This is a genomic window from Phycisphaerae bacterium (genome assembly GCA_017999985.1).
In the GTDB taxonomy this organism is placed as follows: Bacteria; Planctomycetota; Phycisphaerae; order UBA1845; family Fen-1342; genus JAGNKU01.
Genome location: JAGNKU010000001.1, coordinates 201,698 through 223,529, shown reverse-complemented (window position 1 = coordinate 223,529; position 21,832 = coordinate 201,698). Strand labels below are relative to the sequence as shown.

At 68.0% G+C, this 21,832-nt stretch carries 14 protein-coding genes; 6 read left to right on the top strand and 8 right to left on the bottom strand.

The window, feature by feature from the left end; translation table 11 throughout:
* Positions 1–102 precede the first annotated feature (102 nt).
* The 3 genes from mscL to KA383_00820 form a co-directional block, all read right to left on the bottom strand.
* On the bottom strand, positions 103–492 hold the full coding sequence (gene mscL, locus KA383_00830) for a large conductance mechanosensitive channel protein MscL (GenBank protein ID MBP7744644.1): 390 nt from the start codon (positions 490–492) through the stop codon (positions 103–105).
* Positions 493–765: 273 nt separating this feature from the next.
* Entirely contained in the window at positions 766–1,185 is a 420-nt protein-coding gene (locus KA383_00825; GenBank protein ID MBP7744643.1) for a hypothetical protein, read from the bottom strand.
* 285 nt (positions 1,186–1,470) lie between these two features.
* The gene (locus tag KA383_00820; GenBank protein ID MBP7744642.1) at positions 1,471–3,585 is read right to left on the bottom strand and encodes an elongation factor G; all 2,115 of its coding nucleotides are present in this window, start codon (positions 3,583–3,585) and stop codon (positions 1,471–1,473) included.
* Positions 3,586–3,930: 345 nt separating this feature from the next.
* On the opposite strand from KA383_00820, the gene waaC reads away from it, so the two are divergent.
* From waaC to KA383_00800, 4 genes are all read left to right on the top strand, one after another.
* A complete protein-coding gene (gene waaC / locus KA383_00815; protein ID MBP7744641.1) occupies positions 3,931–5,097 on the top strand; it encodes a lipopolysaccharide heptosyltransferase I in 1,167 nt (388 codons plus the stop codon).
* A gap of 147 nt (positions 5,098–5,244) precedes the next feature.
* Complete coding sequence (locus KA383_00810) at positions 5,245–6,780, top strand: VCBS repeat-containing protein (GenBank protein ID MBP7744640.1); 1,536 nt, start codon at positions 5,245–5,247, stop codon at positions 6,778–6,780.
* A gap of 32 nt (positions 6,781–6,812) precedes the next feature.
* A complete protein-coding gene (locus KA383_00805) occupies positions 6,813–8,384 on the top strand; it encodes a DUF3466 family protein (protein ID MBP7744639.1) in 1,572 nt (523 codons plus the stop codon).
* Positions 8,385–8,594: 210 nt separating this feature from the next.
* A complete protein-coding gene (locus KA383_00800) occupies positions 8,595–10,397 on the top strand; it encodes a hypothetical protein (GenBank protein ID MBP7744638.1) in 1,803 nt (600 codons plus the stop codon).
* 18 nt (positions 10,398–10,415) lie between these two features.
* On the opposite strand, the gene KA383_00795 is transcribed toward KA383_00800, so the two are convergent.
* The 3 genes from KA383_00795 to KA383_00785 form a co-directional block, all read right to left on the bottom strand.
* Positions 10,416–11,498, bottom strand: a complete 1,083-nt coding sequence (locus KA383_00795) for a hypothetical protein (GenBank protein MBP7744637.1) — start codon at positions 11,496–11,498, stop codon at positions 10,416–10,418.
* 252 nt (positions 11,499–11,750) lie between these two features.
* A complete protein-coding gene (gene trpB, locus KA383_00790; protein ID MBP7744636.1) occupies positions 11,751–12,953 on the bottom strand; it encodes a tryptophan synthase subunit beta in 1,203 nt (400 codons plus the stop codon).
* Between the two features lie 67 nt (positions 12,954–13,020).
* A complete protein-coding gene (locus KA383_00785) occupies positions 13,021–15,453 on the bottom strand; it encodes a tetratricopeptide repeat protein (protein ID MBP7744635.1) in 2,433 nt (810 codons plus the stop codon).
* Between the two features lie 233 nt (positions 15,454–15,686).
* On the opposite strand from KA383_00785, the gene KA383_00780 reads away from it, so the two are divergent.
* A complete protein-coding gene (locus tag KA383_00780; protein MBP7744634.1) occupies positions 15,687–17,771 on the top strand; it encodes a hypothetical protein in 2,085 nt (694 codons plus the stop codon).
* Positions 17,772–18,221: 450 nt separating this feature from the next.
* Here the strand turns inward: KA383_00780 and ffh are convergent, their stop codons facing one another.
* Both ffh and KA383_00770 read right to left on the bottom strand, forming a co-directional pair.
* Complete coding sequence (ffh, locus tag KA383_00775) at positions 18,222–19,646, bottom strand: signal recognition particle protein (GenBank protein MBP7744633.1); 1,425 nt, start codon at positions 19,644–19,646, stop codon at positions 18,222–18,224.
* A gap of 102 nt (positions 19,647–19,748) precedes the next feature.
* Entirely contained in the window at positions 19,749–20,981 is a 1,233-nt protein-coding gene (locus KA383_00770; protein MBP7744632.1) for a PLP-dependent transferase, read from the bottom strand.
* A gap of 407 nt (positions 20,982–21,388) precedes the next feature.
* Between KA383_00770 and KA383_00765 the strand changes: the two genes are divergently transcribed.
* The gene (locus KA383_00765) at positions 21,389–21,766 is read left to right on the top strand and encodes a zinc-ribbon domain containing protein (GenBank protein ID MBP7744631.1); all 378 of its coding nucleotides are present in this window, start codon (positions 21,389–21,391) and stop codon (positions 21,764–21,766) included.
* The last annotated feature ends 66 nt before the right edge of the window (positions 21,767–21,832 follow it).

Here is a 21,832-nt window from a genome sequence, read left to right as displayed (position 1 = left end):
CGCCGCCGCGCAGCGCAGCGCACAAAAACCTCGCCCGCGAGTACGCGGGTGTCGGCAGTGGCGGTGTGACCAGCGTCAGTGGCCGCGGCCGGTCCTGCGCGCCTACGCGCGACTCTTGCCCAGCAGGTCCCGGATCTCAATGAGGAGTTCCTGGTCCTTCGTCAGGGGCGGCGGCCCGGCCGCGACTTCCTGCTTCCGGGCTTTCATGATCCAGCCGAGGAACTTCACCACGAAGATGAAGAGCGCCACGGCGACGATGAGGAAGTTCACGACCTCGCCGATGAAGAGGCCATAGGGCACTTCTTTCGCGCCCACGACCAGCTTCCAGCCGAGGTACCCCTGCTCGCCGGGGATCAGCAGGCTGACCAGCGGCATGATGATGTGCTTTACCAGTGAATCCACGATCTTGCCAAACGCCGCGCCAATGATCACGCCGACGGCGAGATCAATGACGTTGCCCTTGAACGCGAACCGCTTGAACTCCTCGAGCAGGCCGAATGCCTTCTGGGCCGGGTTGATGGACGCGAGCCGATCGACAGGATTCATGGGACTTTCTCCGTGAGCAACGCGAAATGACGGTCGACGTGGGTCTTCGCTCGACCCAGTTCGGATGGTGGGCATGCTAGCGCGCCGGTGTCCGCTCCGCAATGACGCGGGCGTGAGTCAGCGGTTGCGCGGTGCGTGGTTCCCCCTGGCGTGCCGACCGGCAGCCCGGAAGTCCCGGTCCGACCAGCGCGGTCCCCCAGGCAGGCGACCGACTCGGCTTCAGTACAGCGCCAGCGGTGCCGTCACCGCCGGGTCACTGACGCAGATCTCGACGGCGCCCAGGTAAAGCTGCCACCAGACCATCAGGGCGGCGTAGGCGGTCGCCAGTACCCAGAGCCCCGCCTCCGATACCCACCGCCGCCGGTAGCGGTACAGGACGTACGCCCCGGCCCCGAAGAGCAGCAGCTTGTAGAGCGCCATCCCGGCCGGACCAGCGGCGAGGGTCGTCGCCAGGAGGTTCGCCTCGGCGAAGTTGCCGCGTGGCAACTGGGAGTGCGTCAAGGCCAGGTCGAAGAGGTTGAAGACGGCGACGATGGCCAGCAGCGTGGTCGTTCGAAATGACCGTGCCTGCTCGGGATACGCGCGCAGATTACGCAGACCACCCCACTGCCAGAATCGTCGCCCCATGATTGCGCGCATGTTGATTGAACCTTTGCCCTGCCTGCACAAAGAACGCGGCGCCCATGCCAGGGGCGCAACGAGTCGTATCGGCAAAGGGTGCCCAACAAGCTTAGCGCAACCGGGAAAGGCCCCCGACAATCGTCGAAAACCGGGCGTGCCTCCCGCAGGACCAGGGTCGTGGGCGCGCCGGGAGCCGGCTTGTGACCTTCGCGGCTCATGAAGGGTAAGGGCGGGGGCGCTGCGCCGGTCGGCACGCGCGGCGCGCCGGCCCCCCACATCGTGGGGCTGCCGAGACCGCAGCCCCTAGCGTTTGCTACCGGTGGCTTTCGCCTTCGCGATGATCTCTTCCTGCACGTCGCGCGGCGCCGCCCGGTAGTACCCGAACTGCATCGAAAATGTTCCCCGCCCCTGCGTCATCGACCGCAGATCCGTCGCGTAACCGAACATTGTCGCCAGCGGCACGTCGGCGATGATCACCGTCACGTCCGCGCGGATGTCCGTCCCGTGGATGACGCCCCGGCGCGACGTCAGGTCACCCACGACGCCACCCTGCAATTCCGTCGGCACCTCGACCTCGACCTTCATGATCGGCTCGAGAATGGCCGGCCGCGACTCGGCGTAGGCCTGCTTGAATGCCTCGCGGGCCGCGACCTGGAACGCGAGATCGGAGGAGTCCACCGCGTGCGAGGTGCCGTCCTCCAGCACCATCCGCACGCGGACGACCTCGTAGCCGGCCAGCGGCCCGTTCATGCGCGCCGCCTGAAAGCCCTTGTCGCACGACGGAATGTACTCCGTCGGGATCCGGCCGCCGGTGACTTCGTTCTCGAACTCGTAGTCCGCGGCCGCGTCCTCGGGCAGCGGCTCGAGTCGGCCGATGACGTGGCCGTACTGCCCGGACCCGCCGGTCTGTTTGCGGTGCCGATAGTTGAACGTCGCCGGGCGGGTCGGAGCCTCGCGGTAGTTGACACGCGGCGCGCCGGTGACGACCTGGCAGCCATACTCCCGGCGGATGCGCTCCACGTAGATGTCGAGCTGCAGTTCGCCGACCCCGGCGATGATCGTCTCGCCCGACTCCGGATCGCTGCGCACATGAAACGTCGGATCCTCGCGGACGAAGCGCGCCAGCGCCTTCGAAAGCCGGTCGCGGTCGGCGCCTTTCGCCGTCGCGATCGCGAGCGAGATCACCGGCTCCGGCGTCAGGATGTTTTCGAGCGCGTAGTTCAGCCGGTCGTCGCAGAACGTGTCGCCCGAGGCACACTCGACGCCGATGAACGCAACGATGTCGCCCGGACCAGCTTCGTCCACGTCCGCGCGGTCATTCGCATGCATGCGCACCATGCGCCCGACGCGTGTTGTGCGGCGCACGCGCGTGTTGCGCAGCACCGTGCCCTTGCGCACGTGACCCTGGTAGACGCGCGCGTACGTGAGCTGCCCGAACGATTCCTCGACGAGCTTGAACGCCATCACGACCGGCGGCGCGTCCGGGTCCGCGGTGATGGCCACCTCGGCGCCGTCGTTGTCGTTGTCGCGCGCGTAGTACACGATGTCCAGCGGCGAGGGTAGGTACTGCACGATCGCATCCAGCAGCGGTTGCACGCCCTTGTTGCGGAACGCGGAGCCCATCAGCACCGGCACGATGTCGCGCGCAATCGTCAGCCGGCGGATCGTGTCGTGCAGCCGCTGCGGCTCGGGCACGAGGGTCACGCCATCGGCCGCCGCGGCGTCGTTGTCTAGCAGCAGTTCCATGAGCTCGTCGTCGTACAGCGAAAGCGTATCAAGCAGTCCCTGCCGCGCGCGCTGGGCCGCCGCGCGCAGCTCGGCGGGGATTGGCTCGCGCCGCACGCGCTCGCCGGAAGCGCCGTCGAAGTACAGCGCCTCCATCGTGATCAGGTCGATCACGCCGCGGTGGTCCTGCTCGAGCCCGATCGGCAGTTGCAGCGGCACGGCCACCAGGCCGAGCTTCTTCTCCACCTCGGCGACGACGCGGGCCGGATCGGCGCCGACGCGATCAAGCTTGTTGATGAAGGCGATCCGCGGCACGCCGTAACGTTTCATCTGCCGGTCGACCGTGAGCGACTGCGACTGCACGCCACCGACGCCGCACAGAACCAGGATCGCGCCATCCAGCACCCGCAGCGAACGTTCGACTTCGACAGTGAAGTCGACGTGGCCCGGCGTATCGATCAGATTGATGTCGTGCTCGCCCCAATGGACGCTGGTGGCGGCGGACGTGATGGTGATGCCGCGCTCGCGTTCGAGGTCCATGTAATCCATGACCGCGCCGCGGCCGCCGTCGTGCACCTCCCCCATGCGGTGAATCCGCCCGGAATAGAAGAGAATGCGCTCTGAGAGCGTGGTCTTGCCCGAGTCGATATGGGCGGAGATCCCGATGTTGCGGATGCGGTGGATGGGGTTCATGGCGTAGTTCGCGTTCTGTCTTAACTTCTTGTCTGTGCTTCGGTTACTTCAAGTCTGCTACATGGACGGTCGCGCCGGCGGGATGCACCTGACGCGCCCCGTGCGGCACGGGCTTTACGTTCGCTCGGTTCTTGGGCCACTGGCACGCGTCAGAGCGCAGAATCTCGCCCGGGCGGGGCGTGGCCGATCGGGTTCCCCCCACGGCCCTCCGAGTTGCTCAGACGATAGCAGAGGCCCTCGGACGAATCAAGTTAAATTCGCGCAACCCGGCAGGCAAGCGGGGGTTTGAGCGTTTCCACGGGGGGTCGGGTGCCGCGGCGCCGGCTGGCGTGTATAGTGTGCGCCATGCGGAGCAAAGCGCCAGTGATCCCGGCTAATCCAGAACGAATTCTCATTATCAAGCCCAGCTCGCTCGGCGATATCGTCCATGCTCTGCCGGTCCTCGTCGGGCTCCGCGCGGCGCACCCGACTGCCCACATCGCTTGGCTGGCCGGCAACGCGTTTGCCCCGCTGCTCGATGGTCATCCGTTGCTCGACGAGGTCATTCGCTTCGACCGGCGACGCTACGGGCGCATGCTCCAGAGCCCCCGGATCCTCGCGGAATTCGTCCGCTTCGTGTGGGGCCTGCGCCGCCGCCGGTTCGACCTGGTCATCGATCTTCAGGGGCTCGTGCGCAGCGGGTTTCTCGCCTGGGCCAGCGGGGTCCGCCGGCGGGTTGGCTTTGCCGCGGCGCGCGAATTCGCATGGCTGTTCTACACGCAGCGCGTCCGCACACCTGCGTCTGGCCCCGCCGACTGCCACGCCGTCGACCGAAATCTCGCCGTCGGCCGCAGTCTGGGGCTGCCGCTCGACACGCCACGGTTTCCGCTGGGGCTGCGCGCCGATGAACTCGCAGCCGCCCGGAGTCTGCTGGCCGACGCCGCCGGGCGGCCGCTCGATCACTTCATCGCCGTCATTCCCGGCGCGCGCTGGGCGTCGAAGCGCTGGCCCGTGGCGCGTCTCGCGGCCTTGTGCACGCGTTTGCACGCCGAGGGCTGGCCGCCGTGCGTGCTGCTCGGGGCGCCCGACGATCGGACGTTCGCGCAGGAACTCATCGCCGCCGGCGCGGGCCCGGTGGTCGACCTCGTCGGGCGCACGTCGCTGCGCGCCCTCAGCGCCGCTCTCGCGCTCGCGGACCTGGTGATCTGCCACGATTCGGGGCCGATGCACATCGCGGCCGCGCTCGGCAAACCGCTGGTGGCGTTGTTCGGCCCGACCAACCCGGCGCGCACCGGGCCGTATGGCGCGACGGCGCGGATCGTGATGCGGCCGCTCGCGTGTGCCCCGTGCTACCGTCGCACGTGCCCGCTGGGCCACCACGACTGCCTGGCCGGGCTCGACGTGGACACGGTGCTCGGGCACGTCCGAGAAGCCTGGGCGGTCGTGACGGCCGCCGGGGCGGTCAATTCTGCGCCCACCGCGCAAAGCGCGCCGGAACGCATTTCGCCGCCGCCATTCCGCGCTCCCGCCTGATTCCAAGTCAAGCCACCGCTGCGAAGTGCCGACCCGATAAGTGAAGTGTACCTGGTTTCCGCCGGACCGCCGGGTCTGCGGCGGCCGGCGCTGGCCGGCGTGGGCCGCGGGCCGGTTGCCGGCGTCCGCTCAGATGGAGCCCTGAACATGCAGCTTCGCCATATGCGCCTGACGCTTGCGGTGGTTTGCGGGGTACTGCTGGCTGGCAGCGTGCTGAACTGCGCGCCGGAGTGGCGCTGGTGCCTGTTAAACGGGAACTGCGGCGGCACGGCCGTGGTGGCGGGCAGCACGTTCATCTCGGGCTCGGGCAGCACTTTCACCGAGTTGCTGATCGACGGCCGGACGTTCACCGGCGGGCAGGCCGTGACCACGGTGACATATCGCGTGGGGGACCTGACCCGCGCGCCCGTGCTGATTGACTTCAACGGCGACCGGCGCGTCGACCCGGTGGTGGGCTACAACCAGGAAGGCAAGGGCATCGTGCAGATCCTGCTTAGCTACGGCGAGCTGAGCGCCGGTCAGTTGGCCAGCCTGACGCTCGACGGCGGCGAGAACGCTTGGAAGGAACTCACCGACCTGGCCGTCGGCGACCTCGACGGGGACGGCAACCTGGACATCGTGATCGCCACGCAGGACGGCGTTGTTTACATGCACCACCCCGCGGATCCCGGCCGCACGCACGTCCTGAACGAATGGGGCCAGCCGACCGGTGCGCTCGAGATGATCGCGGGTACGACCGAGTCGATTTCCAACGAGGAGCTCACGGCGATCCTTGCCCAGGAGGTCGGCGTCGGCACCAATCTGGACAACTACATCGTGACCGTCGAGCAGGGCTACACCAGCGTCGAGATCGCCGACTTCGACCGCGACGGCAACAACGACATCGCCGCCTCGCGGCGCCTGCATGTGCAGCTCACGCCCAAGCCGGACCTGCCGCTGGAGACCATCGACATCGTGGCCGGTTCCGTGCAGGTGCTGATCAACCCGGGCGGCGCGGAGGACGGCGTGGGGTGGACGACGCTCGCGCTCGGCACGCACGAGCGCCACGATGTGCTCGACCGCGAAGGGGCGCGCGACCTGCGGGCCTACGACCTGAGCGGCGACGGCTACTTCGATCTGATCTCCACCGCGACCGACGACCAGAACGTGCAGGTCGCGTGGTTCGAGAACCCCGGCGGCGGCGATGCCAGCGATCCGGCGGCCACCTGGCTGCAGCACCGGATCGGCAGCGTGCGCGGTGCTTTCACCATCGACGTCGCGGATCTCACAGGCGACGGCCTGGTGGATGTCGTGGCCACGAGCCCGGAGCAGTTGCAGTTGACGCTGTTCGTGCAGCCGACGGAAGTGAATGACCGCGGCTTTGACTGGTACACCGTGCCGATCGTCAATTTCGAATCCTTCGAGCCCCGCGCGGTCAAAGCGCTGGACGTGAACAACGACGGCATCCTGGAACTGGTGGTCGGCGGGACCCGGGGGGCCCTGCGGTACTTCGAGTCGCCGACGATCCCGTTCGACGAGTGGACCGGGCACATCATCGTGACCTTTGACCCGCCGGGCGACGTCGGCCGGCTGGGCTACGGCGACCTGGACGGTGACGGGGATGCCGATGTCGTGGCGATCCTGAACGGCGACGACCCCGCGGCCAACCACGTGAGCTGGGTCCGCAACGAGTTGATCGAATGAGACCACCGGGGGTGGGTTTGGAGAACGTTCCCATGCTGAGGTCCTCCAGCAAACTGACCAATCGGTTTCTGGGCGTTGCCCTGCTAGGCGGCGTGGCCGCCCTGGCCGCCCTGGCCCAGAACGGGCTCGTGCTCCGCTACGAGCTGATCGAACTGACCGCGCCCGAGGGCGGACAGAGTCGCGCGTACTCGGTGAACAACACCGGCCAGGCCGTCGGCTGGGTCCAGGCCGACAGCGGCAAGCACTCGGCCCAGTGGCACAACCGGGCCACGACCGACCTGCACGGCACCGTGCATTTCAGCCTCAAACACCCGCTGTTCGACCAGGACTACAGCGAGGCCTTCGCGATCTCGAACGGCGGCCAGATCGTCGGCACCGCGCGCACCTCGATCGAGTGCCCGCCGACGTTCGTCATCACCAACGCCTTCGTCCTGCGCCCCTCGGTGCTGAGCGACCTGGCGACGCCCTATCCCGGCGACGCCCTCGCCAACCTCATGACGCTCGGCAACCCGTGCCAGACGGCGTATGACAGCGCCGCCATCGGCATCAGCAACAGCAACTACGTCGTGGGCTGGGCCGATCGCATTGACGGCGTGACGCACGCCTTCCTGGTCCGCCCGCTGAATGGCACGTTCGTGGCCGACCTGAACGAGGACCTCGTGAATGACCTCATGATCGACCTCGGCACGCTCGCCGCCTCGGATCCCGTCAGCAGCGCCACCGCCGTGAACGACGCCGGCGAAGTCACCGGCTACTCGTACACCTTGCGCGGCGACGGCACCGGCGGCTACCACGCGTTCCTGCTGACGCCGCTGGACAACAACGCCGACGGTTTTCCCGACCAGTGGTACGCAGGCGCGGGCGGCGTGAATGACCTGATGGCGGACCTCGGGACGCTGGGCGGCGTGAACAGCTGGGGTCGCGCGATCAACAACAACGGTGACGTGGTCGGCGAGTCGGACTATGACGCGCCCACGGGCGAGCACTACACCCGGGCGTTCTACTGGAGCGACGGTACGATGACGGACCTTGGCACGCTGCGCGACGACCCGCTGCATGGGTTCAGCGCCGCGTCCGCCATCAATGATGCCGGCGTCATCGTCGGCTGGGCCGAGGATGAGGAGCGGAACCGCCGGGCCTTCGTCTACCGTGACGGCGTGATGCAGGATCTCAACGACCTGCTGTATCTGCTGGACGAGGACGGCAAGCGGATCACTCCGGGCATCACGCTGACCGAGGCCCGGGACATCAACGAAGATGGCGTGATCGTCGGCTGGGGCACCATCCGGGGCAGCAGCGACGGCAGCACGCGCGGCTTCCTCTTGAACCCGGTCATGGTCGATCCCAACGCGCTCGAGCCCACCGAGCCGGACGACAGCAATACCCCGGCACCGGGAGATGATGACAACAATCCACCCACGGACTACAGCGGCGTGCCGGATTTCGGCGCGCCCGACACCGGGGACGACACGGACCCGAACGACGGCACGCCGAACGGCGGCGTGTCGCCCATCAGTCTGTGTGGCGCCAGCGGCACGGCCATGCTGCCGTTGACGCTGGCCGGTCTGTGCTGGCTGCGCTGGGGGCGCCGCCGGCCGGTGTGATCGCCGGATTCGTGTCCTCGCGGGGTGTGCGGCGGCGCGTGGGCGGTTGAAGTTGCAGCCGGCGCGCCGCCGCGCCATTCGTTACATGACTTTTACACACCTCCGCTGCCGGCGGGGCATACTTCCATTAGGCGATCGGTGAGCCGCTCGTGCGTGGCGCACCGCAGCCCGACTGGGCGTTGACCGGGCATTCGCCGGGAGGTTGCCACAATGGCCGCACGCACCGCGGGGTTCGCTATCGTTCTGTTGTCCGCCTTCACGGCCGCCGCGCGCGCCCAGAAAGGGGGGGCCGTCGGCCACGCGGCGCCACCGGTGGCGCTCGAGGCCAGCGTCCTCACGTCCATGCCGGTCAAGGAGCTTGCCATCTTCAAGGATGGGCATGCCTTCGTCCTGCACGAAAGCGAGCTGCCGACGGATGGTACCGGCGATGTCGTGCTGGACACGCTGCCGACGCCCGTGATCGGCACGTTCTGGGCGTACTCCGCCGATCCCGCGGCGAAACTTGCCGCCGTGGTCGCGGGACAGCGGCCAGTGAAATCGGAGCGGACCGCGCTCAATATCCGCGAGCTCCTCGACGCCAACCCCGGTGCCGAGGTCATCATCACCGAGGAGGACGGACGGTCGTACGGGGCCACCGTGCTGGGCATTCCGAAACCCGGACCTGTTGCCGAGGCGCCCGCCCCGGGGGCCACGCCGGCCGGGCCGACGCCCGCGCCGCCGGCGCCCAACGCTGGGCAGCCGGGCACCATCGTGCTCCTGCAGATGCAGGAAGGAGTGAAGGCCCTGCCGCTGGAGCGCATTCGCGAGGTCACCTTCCGCACGATCGCCCGGCGCGCCCTGCCCGTGGAGGAGTCGCGCCGGTTGCTCACGCTCAAGCTCGCCTGGGACGGCCAGCCCGGCCCGCGCGCCCGCGTCGGCATGGTGTATCTGCAGAACGGCGTACGCTGGATCCCCAGCTATCGCGTGGACATCGACGGCGCCGGTCAGGCGCGCATCCGGCTTCAGGCCACGCTGGTGAACGAGCTGGCGGACCTGAACGACGTGACCGCCAGTCTTGTGATCGGCGTACCGTCGTTCCAGTTCGAGGACCAGATCGATCCCATCGCGCTGCAGGCGGCGGCGGCGCGCCTGGCGCCCGAGCTCCCGCAGGTGCAGCGTCTGCGTTACGCGTTCGATAACGCCATCCAGACGCAGGTTGCCCAGCCGGGGTGGTACGAGCCGGCGTCCGGGTCGCCGGTGGATGCCGACGAAACGGACTACGCGCAGGGCTCGCGCCACGAAGACCTGTTCGTCTTCCGCGTGGAGCACCTCACGCTCCGCAAGGGCGAGCGGATGGTCGTCTCCGTGGCCGAATTCACGCTGCCGTACGAGGATGTCTTCGTCCTGGACATGCCCTTTGCGCCGCCGCCGGAGATCGAGCGCAACTGCAGCCACGAGCAGCTTCGCGAGCTGGCGCGGCTCATGCGGGCGCCGCAGGTCCGGCATCGACTGCGGCTGCAGAACAGCGGGCCGTATCCGCTGACCACGGCGCCGGCGATCATCCTGCGCGAAGGGCAGCTCCTGGCGCAGAGCCTGATGACCTACACCGCCCGCGGCGGCCGCAGTGACCTGGACTTGACGACTGCCGTCGATGTGCCGGTCAGCAAGTCCGAGGTTGAGACGAAGCGCGCGCCCGACGCCATGAAGTGGAACGGCGCGACGTATGGCCGGGCGGACCTGGCCGGGACCATCCGCCTCACCAACCGGCGGGCGCAGCCGGTGCGGCTGGAGGTGACGCGGCACCTGCTCGGCGCGGCGGACACCGCGGATCACGACGGCCGGATCGAGGCGGCCAACGCGCTGGAGGACAGTCGCGGCTACACGGGTGGCGAATACCCGGGTTGGTGGTACTGGTATAACTGGCCCTACTGGTGGCATCGCTTCAACGGCGTTGGGCGCGTCACGTGGCAGTTCACGCTCGAGCCGGAGAAGGATATCGAGCTGCACTACACGTGGCATTACTACTGGCGGTGAACCGCCGCGCCGCGCGGTCTAGCCCCACGACCAGGCGAAGCGGTGCTTGAAGTGGTGGTAGTACAGCCCGATCGCGCGCATCGCGATGATCGTGCAGTAGAGCTCGACGGCCTTCAGCAGCGCGCCGAGGAGCAGACCGGAGCCCGTGCCGGCAGACTGGGCGGAGAGGATCGCCAGTGCGATCATGGCGCCGAACTGCAGGCCGCGGCTCAGGTACACCGTCACCACGGTCAGCAGATACGCCGGAAACGAGCGCACAATCGTGCGCGCGATGAGGTCCGCGCGCACCAGCCCGCCGAAGCTGCCGACCGCGACCACCAGCACAAGCATCGGCCAGACGAAATAGCCGGCCAGCGCCAGCGCACCGGCCACGGTCAGCGTGGTAGGCGGCAGCGATTGCAGCCAGGTCCACGTGCCCCCCGACGCGGGGCCGCCGGCGGCGAATGCGTCCGCGCCGACCAGGAACACGAACAGCGGCGCCAGGGCGAGGATCGATGCCGTTGCCATCTTGAAGAGCGGGACGACCAAATCGTCCCACCAGCCTTCGGTGATCGTGAGCGTCCGCAACTCCTCTTCGCCACCCGCCGCTCCCAGCACAATGTTGAGCTGGAACGCCATGTACCAGGCCTGGACGACCAGCGACACGATGCCGCCAATGCACCCAATCCACGCACCCGCCACCTCGCCGAGCATCAGCAACACCCACACGATCGCGAACGCGGCCAGGTCGCCCCCGCGAACCGGAAACGCCAGCGAGCGCATTAACGCGCGCAGGTAGTCGCCATACGCCCCGGCCGTCGCCGGCCCCTCGTCCACGTGGTCCGACGCGGCGTACGTCGCCGTCTCGTTGACCAGCACGGCCTCGAGCACGGTGGAATCACCGACACTCGGCGCCGGCGGCGGCGCCTGGATCGGGATCGTCTCACCCTCGCTCAGGGCATCGAGACTGGTGAGGCGCAACTCCTCCTCCGGCGGCGGTGGCGGCGGGAACGCCGGTATGCGGAAGTTCTTGCCGCATTTCGCGCACCTGGCGCGCTGGCCGCCCGCCGTCTCCGGCACCTTGTAGCGGGCGTTGCAGGCTGGACAGCGGATGAACGGCATCGTCGCCCCTCGGTACGGCGTTGCACTTTCGATCACGGGTCCGGTGGTGGACGGCCTAAGTGTGACCAAACGACCGCGGCTTCGCAAGCGGGCGACTCGCATGGGTGGGTGGTACAGGCGTCCCGCCCGTTGCAGACGGGCAAGCTGCCCGTACCACCCATACACGATGCCCCTGCCGCCCACGCGCGATGCTCGTACCACTGTTGCAGGCTGCCCCTTCCCCCCGTGTGGCGACAACCCTGCAATCGCACGCTACGTCAGTGCTTGCCCGCGGATGCGCGCGACCTCGACGCAGTCCTTGTCGCCGCGTCCGCTGAGATTGATCACGATGCTCTGCTCGGCCGGCAGTTTCGGCGCGATCTTCACCGCGTGTGCGACGGCATGCGCCGACTCCAACGCCGGAATGATGCCCTCCAGGCGCGACAGCAGCTCGAATGCATCGAGTGCCTCTATGTCCGTCGCCGACGTGTATTCCACGCGCCCGGTCGCGTGCCAGTGGGCGTGCTCGGGGCCGACACCGGGATAATCCAGGCCGGCGGACACCGAATGCACCGGCAGCGTCTGGCCGTCGTCGTCCTGGAGCACGATCGTGTGCATGCCGTGCAGCACGCCGGGGTGACCCTTGGCGAGCGTGGCCGCGTGCCGCGTGCCGTCGAGCCCCTCGCCGGCGGCTTCAACGCCGATCAGTCGTACCCCGCGCTCATCGATGAACGGGAAAAAGATGCCCGCCGCGTTGCTGCCGCCGCCCACGCAGGCGAGGATCACGTCGGGCAGGCGGCCCTCGATTTCGCGAAACTGCTCCCTCGTCTCGCGCCCGATGACGGCCTGGAAATCGCGGACGATCGTGGGAAACGGGTGCGGCCCCATGACGCTGCCGATCGCGTAGTGCGTGTGCGTCACGCTCGCCATCCAGTCGCGCAGGGCCTCGTTGATCGCGTCTTTCAGCGTGCGCTGGCCGCTCTCGACTGGCACGCACTCGGCGCCGAGCAGCCGCATGCGGTAGACATTCAGTGCCTGTCGCCGGACGTCCTCTGCGCCCATGTACACGCGGCATTCCAGCCCGAGCACGGCGCACGCGGTCGCCGTCGCGACGCCGTGCTGACCGGCCCCGGTCTCGGCGATGACGCGGCGTTTGCCCATCCGCCGGGCGAGCAGCGCCTGTCCGAGCGTATTGTTGATCTTGTGGGCGCCGGTGTGGTTGAGGTCTTCGCGCTTGAGGTAGATCTTCGCGCCGCCGCAGTGTGCGGTGAGTCGCCGGGCGAAATACAGCGGGCTCGGCCGGCCGGCGTAGCTGGTCAGGTAGTCATCGAGCTCGGTCCAGAACGCGGGGTCGGCCTTGGCGTGGTCGTATTCCGCCTCAAGCTGGCCGAGCGCATTCATCAGCACCTCGGGGACGTATTGCCCGCCAAAGGGTCCGAAGCGCCCGTGCGTCGATTTCGCGGTGTTCACTGGCATACGCGACTCCATGCACGCCCGCCGGAATTCTAAGTGACCAGGCGTGCAGCCGCGACACCCGCGCTTTTCAATTAGACTCGCGGTATGCCTTCCCAGCACGATACAGGGCCAGTCGTGTCTCCAGCTCCGCGACCGTCTCGCCTTGCCCCGCGGCGCGGGCGCCCTCGATGGCCTGCGTGCAGACCTCGACCGCCCGGTCGAATTGACCCGCCTCCGCCAGCGCCGCCGCCAGCGTGTTCAGCAGGCTCGTGCTCGGCCGCCCCGCGACCTGGAGCGCACGCTCGGCAAGCTGCACGGCCTCGGCGCCATTGCGCAGCTCCGCGTCCGGCGCCGTCGCCAGCATCCAGGCCAGCGCCTTCAGAATTCGCTCGTCGTCCGGCGTGCGCTGCACCGCGTCGCGCAACACCCGCACGGCTTCGGCCGCCGCGCCATCTTTCCATAGTGCGGTCGCGAGCAACTGCGCGGCCGCCGGGCCGTTCGGCTTGCGCTGCACCACTTCCGCAAGCTGCGCGCGCGCGGCGGCGAATTGACCCTGCTGCATCAACAGCATGCCAAGCTGCTGCCGTGCATCGACCAGCTCAGGATCGATACGCAGCGCCGCTTCAAGCTGCGTACAGGCATCCTCCGTGCGTCCGAGTTTCGCCAGCACGTGCCCGAGCGAGACGCGCGGTCCACTCCATGTTGGTCGCAAAGCCACAGCGGCCTCATACTGTGCCACGGCCTCCGCGAGCTGCCCCTGCGCATACAGGTAGTCGCCGTAATAGCCGTGCGCTTCCGGACTGTTCGGGTCCAGCTCCAGCGCCCGCGCGAGCGCCGGAGCAGCCTCCGCGGGGCGGCCGAACTTGAGCAGCCACATGCCCAGCGCCGTGTGCATGGTTGCGTCGTTCGGCCGCAACTGAATTGCCTGCTGCATCTGCTCGATGACCTGCCCGCGGGCCGCCGGGTCGCTCTGGGCCGCTTGCGCGTAATGCACCGCCAGGTTGTGGTGCGCCATCCCCTCCGTCTCCCGCCAATGGACGGCCCGGTCCGGCGGATTCGTCGCCAGAAACACGCTCGCGAGCAGCGCGACGAGCGCATACGCGCCGAGCGTGCGCCGCGCCCCCGCCCGCCACAGTTCCGGCACCCGTGCGAGCCCCGCCGCCGACAGCAGAATCAGTACCGGCACCACCGGCAACCGATAGCGGCCCGGACAGAAGAACGCGACGACGGCCAGCATATTGATGAGCGCGAACAGCAGCGGCAGCGACCACGTGCGCCAATCACGCCCGATCAGCACCAGCCCCGCCAGCCCGAGACACGCGACTACCGGGAACCCGATCCAGTACACCACTGAGACGCCCGACAGCCGGGCGAAATACCAGTCCGGCTGATTGTTCGGAATCTCGACCGGGCTCCAGAACAGGCGGAACTTGTGCCAGGTCAGACGCAGCCATGCCGCCGGGTTCGCTCGGATCCACGCCAGCCCCTTGTCGAACCAGTAGCTGGAGACCTCGCCTTCGCTTAGCTTCCGGCCGAGTTCCGCTTCGGGGATGCGATGCGTGTCCTCATACCCGCCCAGCCAGTCGGCGCGGGTTCCGGGCACGATGGCCGCGACGCCGTCGGCCTGCGGGTTGTTCCCGATGTAGAAATTCACGCCGCCATACGACGCGATCAACACCCACTCGCCGCCCACGACGCGGTTGCGGATCGTCACCGGCAGAATCGCGATTGCCGCCCCGGCGAAGATCAGCCCCGCCGCCCGCATGATGGGCCGACCACCGACCCTGGGAGGGCGAGGCTCCCGCCGAACCGCATCATGCAGCACCGGCATTCTTGCCCGTGTAGTAGCGGCCGACCCCCGAGTCGGCCGTAGAGCGCCGCTGGTGCGCATTGGCCGCATCACCCACAACCACAACAAGATCCCCGGTGCCAGCGCCAGCACCGTCGGCCGCGTGATCGCTGACAGCCCGAATGCCACGCCACCCAGCAGGAACAACCGCCAGTCCGCGCGGCGCTCGGCGTGCCACAGCAGCATCAGCATGGCGACATTGAGAAACAGCTCCAGCCAGACCGTCAGCAGTTGGCCGTCGAAGTAGATCAGCGGCCAGTACACCGCCGCGATCAGCCCGGCGATCAGCCCCACGCGCAGCCCGCCGAGTGCCACCCCGAACCGCGCGATCAGGTAGCACGTGACCGATCCGACGCAGCACCCCACGACGCGCGCCAGGACAATATTCGGACCAACGAGCTTGTAGATCGCCGCGAGCAGGTAGTAGTAGAGCGGCGCGCGGAAGAACGGCACCGCCCCCAGCCCGGCGCCCGACGCGATCTGCCGCGCCCACGCATCGTGCATCCCCTCGTCCATGGTTGGGGCGTAGAAGAAGGGGTTGTGGGCGGCCTGGCCCCAGGCGTGCAGACCCCGCAGCACCAGGGCCGCCACGAAGACTGTGCCCAGAAGCAGTTCTTCCCGGACCACAGCGCGGTGCTGCGGCGATCGGCCTGGATTCGGCACTGCCAGCATGTCGCGATTCTAACCCGCGAGCCGGCGGGCGGTACGGCCCGGCCGCGTGCCCACGGATTCATCTCCGGCCGGCACAAATGTCGGGTCAATTCCGGGTGGCGTGTTAAATGAGGCGCGGTTCCGGTCTATATATAAGTGAATCGACCGAAATCAGGCTGCGGGGCCGATCCGAGTGAGACTGAGGCAGCCGGAAGCAACGGACGCCCCCCGTGCGTCCAGGCAGGAGAGCCGCCATGAACCCCCGAAGCACGAGTCAAGCCCAGCGGTGTGCAGTGCGGACTTCCCGCGAACGGCAGGTGTCCATCTGGACGGCCGTGGTTTTGTCGGTGGTCCTGGGCTTTGCGCTCGGGACGTGGCCGGCCTGGGCCGATGAGGGGGGCCGCGATCCGAATCAGCCCCCGCCGCCGCCACCGCCCAACATCGTCAAGGTAGGCTATCCGTTCGATTCCCCGACCTTCCCCGGCCCGACGGACCCGAACGAGACGCAGTTGCCGCCCCAGGTAAAGCCACCCCAGGTCCAGAAGATCGGCCCGCTGGTACGTTGGCTGGACCCGAACGATCCGAATGACGGCGAGTGGGGCGTGTTTGGCGCGAACAAGACGGTTGAGCTGTGGTTCCACGTGTACAACACGATTGACCGGGGACAGAAGAAACGCATTACGATCCGGGCGGACATTCGCACGAATGACCCCGCTAGGAACCGCCCAGGCGCGGTGTCGCGGACCCCCGGGCGCCCCGATTCCTTCAAGGAGCCGCCGGAACACCAGCCCTCCAAACCGCCGAGCCAGCAGCCCGTGGATCCCAACGACCCCAACGGCCCGCAGACGTGGACCTGGGAGTTCGAAATCAAGCCCCAGCCCAAGGTCGAGGACGTCAAGATCACCCTGAAGACCGGCCGCAACACCGATGACTTCATCACGATCGACAACGTGAAGATCGAGACCGAATGCACGCCGAAGGACAAGCCGCAGTCCAAGACCAACGCGCCGCCCGCCCAGAAGGACAAGAGCCAATCCCACTACACGTTCTTCCCCGACTACCTGGATCCCTACTGGTACCCCCCGCGCGAGAACCTCTCCGTCCTGCCGAGCTGGTACGAGGGCACCGAGTGGTGGCGGGGCGGCAGTTTCCTGCCGGACTGGATGCCGGCCGTCACGGACCACATCGGCGTCGTCGGCCTGCCCGGCGGGTTCGCAGCCAACGGATTGCTGGCCGTGCGCCTCGACGATCAGCCCGAGCCCGCGGGCGTGGAGTACGTGGCCTACCAGTTCGACGTTTACACCGGCGGCGGCATGCTGTGGTGGGAGCCGGTCATGCCGCCGGAGTGCGTCGTCCAGAACCTGGTTGAGGCGATCGACGAGCTCGAAAACGGCTGGCAGCGCGTCGTGCTCGAGTTCGAGGTCACGCCGCCGCCGGCCTGGCAGGAGCTGCACTGGTACATGGCGACGGACGCCGGCCGCAGTGGCCCGGTCGCGATCGACAACCTGGTCATGTCCGGCAGCACGTGGTGGTCCGACTTTTGGTACGACGGCTTCGACTACTACGACGCCGGCACCGGCCTGCACGGGCAGTACGGCTGGCAGGGCTGGGACAACGACCCCACGCTGGACGCCGTCGTCACCGACGCGCAGGCCGGCAGCCCGTTCCACGCGCTCGAGATCGCCGGCGGGGCTGATCTGTTGCAGCCGTTCGCGGATTTCAACTGGGGCCGCTACGCGTTGACGGCGTGGCAGTACGTGCCGGCCGACTTCGTGTCAGGCTGCGACCCGTACGGCCACTGCGGGTCGTATCTGGTCCTGCTCAACACGTACGCGGACGGCGGGCCGTACCACTGGTCCGTGCAGCTCCACGCCGACTCGCTGACGCAGACGCTGATCCGGGATCAGGACCAGCCGGTGGCGGCGCCGCTCGTCACGGACCGCTGGGTGAAGATCGAGGTGCTGATCGACCTGAACGCGGACCTCTACCGCGTCTACTACGACGGGCAGCAGCTCGGCACGGCGGCGTCCTGGACCGCGGGCGTGTTCGGCGACGGCGGCGGCGTGCTCAACATCGGCGCGCTCGATCTGGTCGCCAACAACTCGAGCCCGCTGTACTACGACGACTTACACCTGCGGCTGCTGGAGCCGGGCGACCTGAACTGCGACGGCGTGGTGAGCTTTGGCGACATCAATCCGTTCGTGCTGGTGCTGACCAACCCGGACCTGTGGCAGGCGACGAACCCCAATTGCCCGCTGCTGAACGGTGACATCAACGCCGACGGCGCGGTCGACTTCCGCGACATCAATCCGTTCATCGCGCTGCTGACCGCCCCATAGTGGGCGCACGGCGCGTCGCCCGCGGAATGACGGCGACGCGCTCGATCGATCCAGGGCCAAACACGCGGCGCCGGACCATCGCGTCCGGCGCCGCGTGGCACTGTTGAACCAGGGTAGAGCGCAGCTCCCTTGTGCACCCTATGGCACCAGCAGGATGCCGATACCACATCACCGGCGAGACGCCGATACCACTCGGTAGCAAAGCAGAGCTTTGCTCTCCCCCGACAGCGCCGGCACAACGCCGGTACCACATCACCGGCGAGACGCCGATACCACTCGGTAGCAAAGCAGAGCTTTGCTCTCCCCCGACAGCGCCGGCACAATGCCGGTACCACATCACCGGCGAGACGCCGATACCACTCGGTAGCAAAGCAGAGCTTTGCTCTCCCCCGACAGCGCCGGCACAATGCCGATACCACACCGCCGGCGGGATGTCGATGCGACATTGGGCTACCGCCGGCGGCGCTTCTTGCGTTCGAGCTTGCGCGGCTGGTACTTCGTCGTGCCCTTCTTCATCTTCGGGATGCCGCCGTCCATCATCCCCAGCTTCGCAAGCTGCTGCGTCATCTTCAGCCGCCCGCCGATGCCCAGCCCCGCCATCTGCTTCATCACGCCGCGCATCTGCACGAACTGCTTCACCAGCCCGCTCACGTCCTGCGGGTCCACGCCGGCGCCTTTCGCGATCCGCCGCCGGCGCGACGCTTCGATCACCTCGGGATTGCGCCGCTCCTTCGGCGTCATGGAGTGCACCATCCCGCGGATGCGGTCGAGATCCTCCTCCGGCATGTCCATGTCGCCCAGTGCGGACCCGACCCCGGGGATCATCTTCAGGATCGACTTCATCGGTCCCATCTTGCGCATGCTTTCGAGCTGGCCGAGGAAGTCGTCCAGCCCGAGCGCGCCCTTGGCCATCTTCTCCTGCGTCTTGGCGACCTGCGCCGCGTCGAACGTCTCCTGCGCCTTCTCCACCAGCGAGACCACGTCGCCCATGCCGAGAATGCGGCCGGCGATGCGCTCCGGATGGAACTCCTCGAGCGCGTCGAGTTTCTCACCGACACCGATGAACTTGATCGGCTTGCCCGTGACGGACTTCACCGACAAAGCGGCACCGCCACGCGTGTCGGAATCGAACTTGGTGAGGATGGCGCCGTCGAGCTCGAGACGCTCGTCGAACGCCTTGGCCGTGTTGACGGCGTCCTGGCCGGTCATCGCGTCGAGGACGAGGTAGATCTGGTGCGGCGACGTCGCGGTCGCGATCTGCGAAATCTCGGTCATCAGCTCGTCGTCGATCGCGAGGCGGCCGGCGGTGTCGAGAATGACCACGTCGCGGTCGCGCGTGCGCGACTCGCGGACGGCGTTGCGGCAGACGCGGACGGCGTTCTGATGGTCGCGCTCGGTGTAAACGGGGACGTCGAGCTGCTTACCGAGGACTTCGAGCTGGTCGATGGCGGCGGGCCGTTTCAGGTCGGCGGCGACGAGCATGGGCTTCTTGCCGCGCTGCATGCAGTAGCGGGCGAGTTTGGCGCAGGTGGTCGTCTTGCCGGAGCCCTGCAGGCCGGCCATGAGGATGATCGTGGGCGGCTGCGAGACGAACGGGATGCGGGTCTCGATCGGGCCCATCAGCCGGACGAGCTCGTCGTGCACGACCTTGACCATGACCTGCTCGGGCCGGAGGGTGTTGATGACCTCCAGGCCGAGGGCCTTCTCGACACACGCATCGCAGAACTTGCGGGCGACTTCGACGTTGACGTCGGCTTCGAGCAGGGCGGTGCGGATCTCGCGCATCGCCTCGCGGACGTTGGCTTCGCTGATCCGGCCGCGGCCGCGGAGGCTCTGCAGGACGCTGCCCAGCTTGTCGCTCAGGGTCTCAAACATGCAGTGCAGTCTAGCGGGGGCTGCCGGGACGATAAAGCGCGGCACCGGACGTCGGCTACCGGGGCCGACGCTACGTCCGAGGGAGGGGCGTTCGGAGTGCGCCTAGCTGGCGGCCGGTTGGGTGACTTGCCGGCCCCCCGAACGCTCGCCGGCGGCGGCTTCCAGCGCCTGGTCCAGGTCCGCGATCAGGTCATTCACGTTTTCAATGCCCACCGAGAGCCGGACGAGACCGTCTTCGATGTGCGCCTGCCGGCGGGCGTCGGCGCCCATCGACGCGTGCGTCATGCTCGCCGGGTGCTGGATCAGGGTCTCGACGCCGCCGAGGCTGACGGCCAGCAGGCAGAGGCGGACGGCGTTCATCATGCGGCGGCCGGCTTCGAGGCCGCCCTTCAGGCTGAACGAGATAATGCCGCCGAAGCCGTTCATCTGCTTTTGCGCCAAGGCGTGTTGCGGATGGCTGGGCAGGCCGGGGTAGCGGACCCAGGCGACCTGGGGATGTTTCTGCAGGTGTTCGGCGATGCGCTGGGCGTTTTCGCAGTGCTGCCGCATGCGGAGGGCGACGGTCTTGATCCCGCGGTGAACGAGGAAGGACTCGAGCGGCGGGAGCACGCCCCCGAAGTGATTCAGCGTCCGCCGCAGCTGCGGATAGTGGGCTTCCTGGCGGACGACGACGATGCCGCCGACGACGTCGGCGTGGCCGTTGAGGAACTTGGTGAGGCTGTGCACTACGAAGTCGACGCCCCAGTGAAAGGGTTGCTGGAGGATGGGGCTCATGAAGGTGTTGTCGACGACGACAAGCACACCGCGCTGGTGGGCGAGACTGCAGACGGCCTCCAGGTCCGTGATGACAAGCGTGGGGTTGGCGGGGGTCTCGATGTAGAGCACCTTGGTGTTGGGGCGCAGGGCCCGCTGAACGGCGTCAAGGTCGGACGTGTCCACGAACGTGGACTGGATGCCGAAGTCCACCAGGATGGATCTGATGAGTGTGCAGGTGGGCCCATAGACGGCCTCGCTGGAGATGACGTGGTCGCCCTGCCTGAGCAGCGCGCCCAGCACGGTATGGATCGCCGCCATGCCGCTACCGCAGGCCAAGGCCGCGTAGCCGCCTTCGAGCGCGGCGACGGACTTCTCGAGGGCCTGCACCGTCGGGTTGCCCATCCGCGAGTAGATGTAGCCTTTGTCTTCACCGGCGAACAGCGCCGCCCCGTGCTCCGCGCTGCGGAAGGCGAACGTCGACGTCTGATAGATCGGGGGAACGGCGGGATGGAATTCGGAGGACTCGATGCCCGCGTGGACGGCCAGCGTTTCACGGGACCAATGCATGTCGTGGCTCATCGTGTGACCCTCAGGTGAAGCTTGCTGAACACCGGGCTGGAGCGTCCACCGCGGCGGGGGAGCTCGGCAGGGGCACGCCACCAGGGCGGCCTCCGCGTGAACGCGGGCGCGCGGCCGGCACACGTTCACGTAGCCAGAGTAGACCATGCAAGCTTGGGAATCAACCTGGTTGGAGCGGCGGGGGTAATTGACCGACTCTCGGACTTCGGTCATACTGGCGGCCGGCGCGTGAAAAGGGTTCACCGCCGTATCCCTGCGGGCCGACTGGGCACGAGGCGCCGGCATGGGCTTGCCGGGCGATCCCGCCGTGGGCGGAATCGCGGTCCTCCGCCTGGTTTGGTTACCGCGCAACGCCTGGTATCGGGCCGCTGTCGTTCGGCCCACCCCACGCTCGGAGGAGCCCCAACATGTCGTTCGAAGACAAAACCATCATTTGTGCCGACTGCGGACAGGAGTTTGTTCACTCCGCCGAAGATCAGGCGCGCTACGCTGAGCGTGGTTTCACCAACGAGCCCAAGCGCTGCCGCGAGTGCCGCGACAAGCGCAAGGCCCAGGGCGGTGGCGGCGGCGGACACAGCCGCGGGCCGCGTGGTGGTGGCGGCGGCGGTGGCGGATACGGTGGTGGCGGCGGCGGTGGCGGCGGCGGTGGCGGCCGCGGTGGTGCGCCGCGGGAATCGTACGAGGCCGTGTGTGCGGCTTGCGGGGCGACAACGACCGTGCCGTTCAAGCCGAGCCAAGGGCGTCCCGTCTACTGCCGAGATTGCTTCCGCTCGAAGCGGCGCTAGCGCGCGGGCAATCGCAGATCGATGCCGGGGGGATGGCTACTCGGACCGCGCCGAGGGTTGAAGGCG

Bases quoted from the DNA above. Each gene is read 5' to 3' on its own strand.
- KA383_00825 (MBP7744643.1), bottom strand. From the start codon at position 1,185: ATGCGCGCAATCATGGGGCGACGATTCTGGCAGTGGGGTGGTCTGCGT.
- KA383_00820 (MBP7744642.1), bottom strand. From the start codon at position 3,585: ATGAACCCCATCCACCGCATCCGCAACATCGGGATCTCCGCCCATATC.
- waaC (MBP7744641.1), top strand. From the start codon at position 3,931: ATGCGGAGCAAAGCGCCAGTGATCCCGGCTAATCCAGAACGAATTCTC.
- KA383_00810 (MBP7744640.1), top strand. From the start codon at position 5,245: ATGCAGCTTCGCCATATGCGCCTGACGCTTGCGGTGGTTTGCGGGGTA.
- KA383_00805 (MBP7744639.1), top strand. From the start codon at position 6,813: ATGCTGAGGTCCTCCAGCAAACTGACCAATCGGTTTCTGGGCGTTGCC.
- KA383_00800 (MBP7744638.1), top strand. From the start codon at position 8,595: ATGGCCGCACGCACCGCGGGGTTCGCTATCGTTCTGTTGTCCGCCTTC.
- KA383_00795 (MBP7744637.1), bottom strand. From the start codon at position 11,498: ATGCCGTTCATCCGCTGTCCAGCCTGCAACGCCCGCTACAAGGTGCCG.
- trpB (MBP7744636.1), bottom strand. From the start codon at position 12,953: ATGCCAGTGAACACCGCGAAATCGACGCACGGGCGCTTCGGACCCTTT.
- KA383_00785 (MBP7744635.1), bottom strand. From the start codon at position 15,453: ATGCTGGCAGTGCCGAATCCAGGCCGATCGCCGCAGCACCGCGCTGTG.
- KA383_00780 (MBP7744634.1), top strand. From the start codon at position 15,687: ATGAACCCCCGAAGCACGAGTCAAGCCCAGCGGTGTGCAGTGCGGACT.
- ffh (MBP7744633.1), bottom strand. From the start codon at position 19,646: ATGTTTGAGACCCTGAGCGACAAGCTGGGCAGCGTCCTGCAGAGCCTC.
- KA383_00770 (MBP7744632.1), bottom strand. From the start codon at position 20,981: ATGAGCCACGACATGCATTGGTCCCGTGAAACGCTGGCCGTCCACGCG.
- KA383_00765 (MBP7744631.1), top strand. From the start codon at position 21,389: ATGTCGTTCGAAGACAAAACCATCATTTGTGCCGACTGCGGACAGGAG.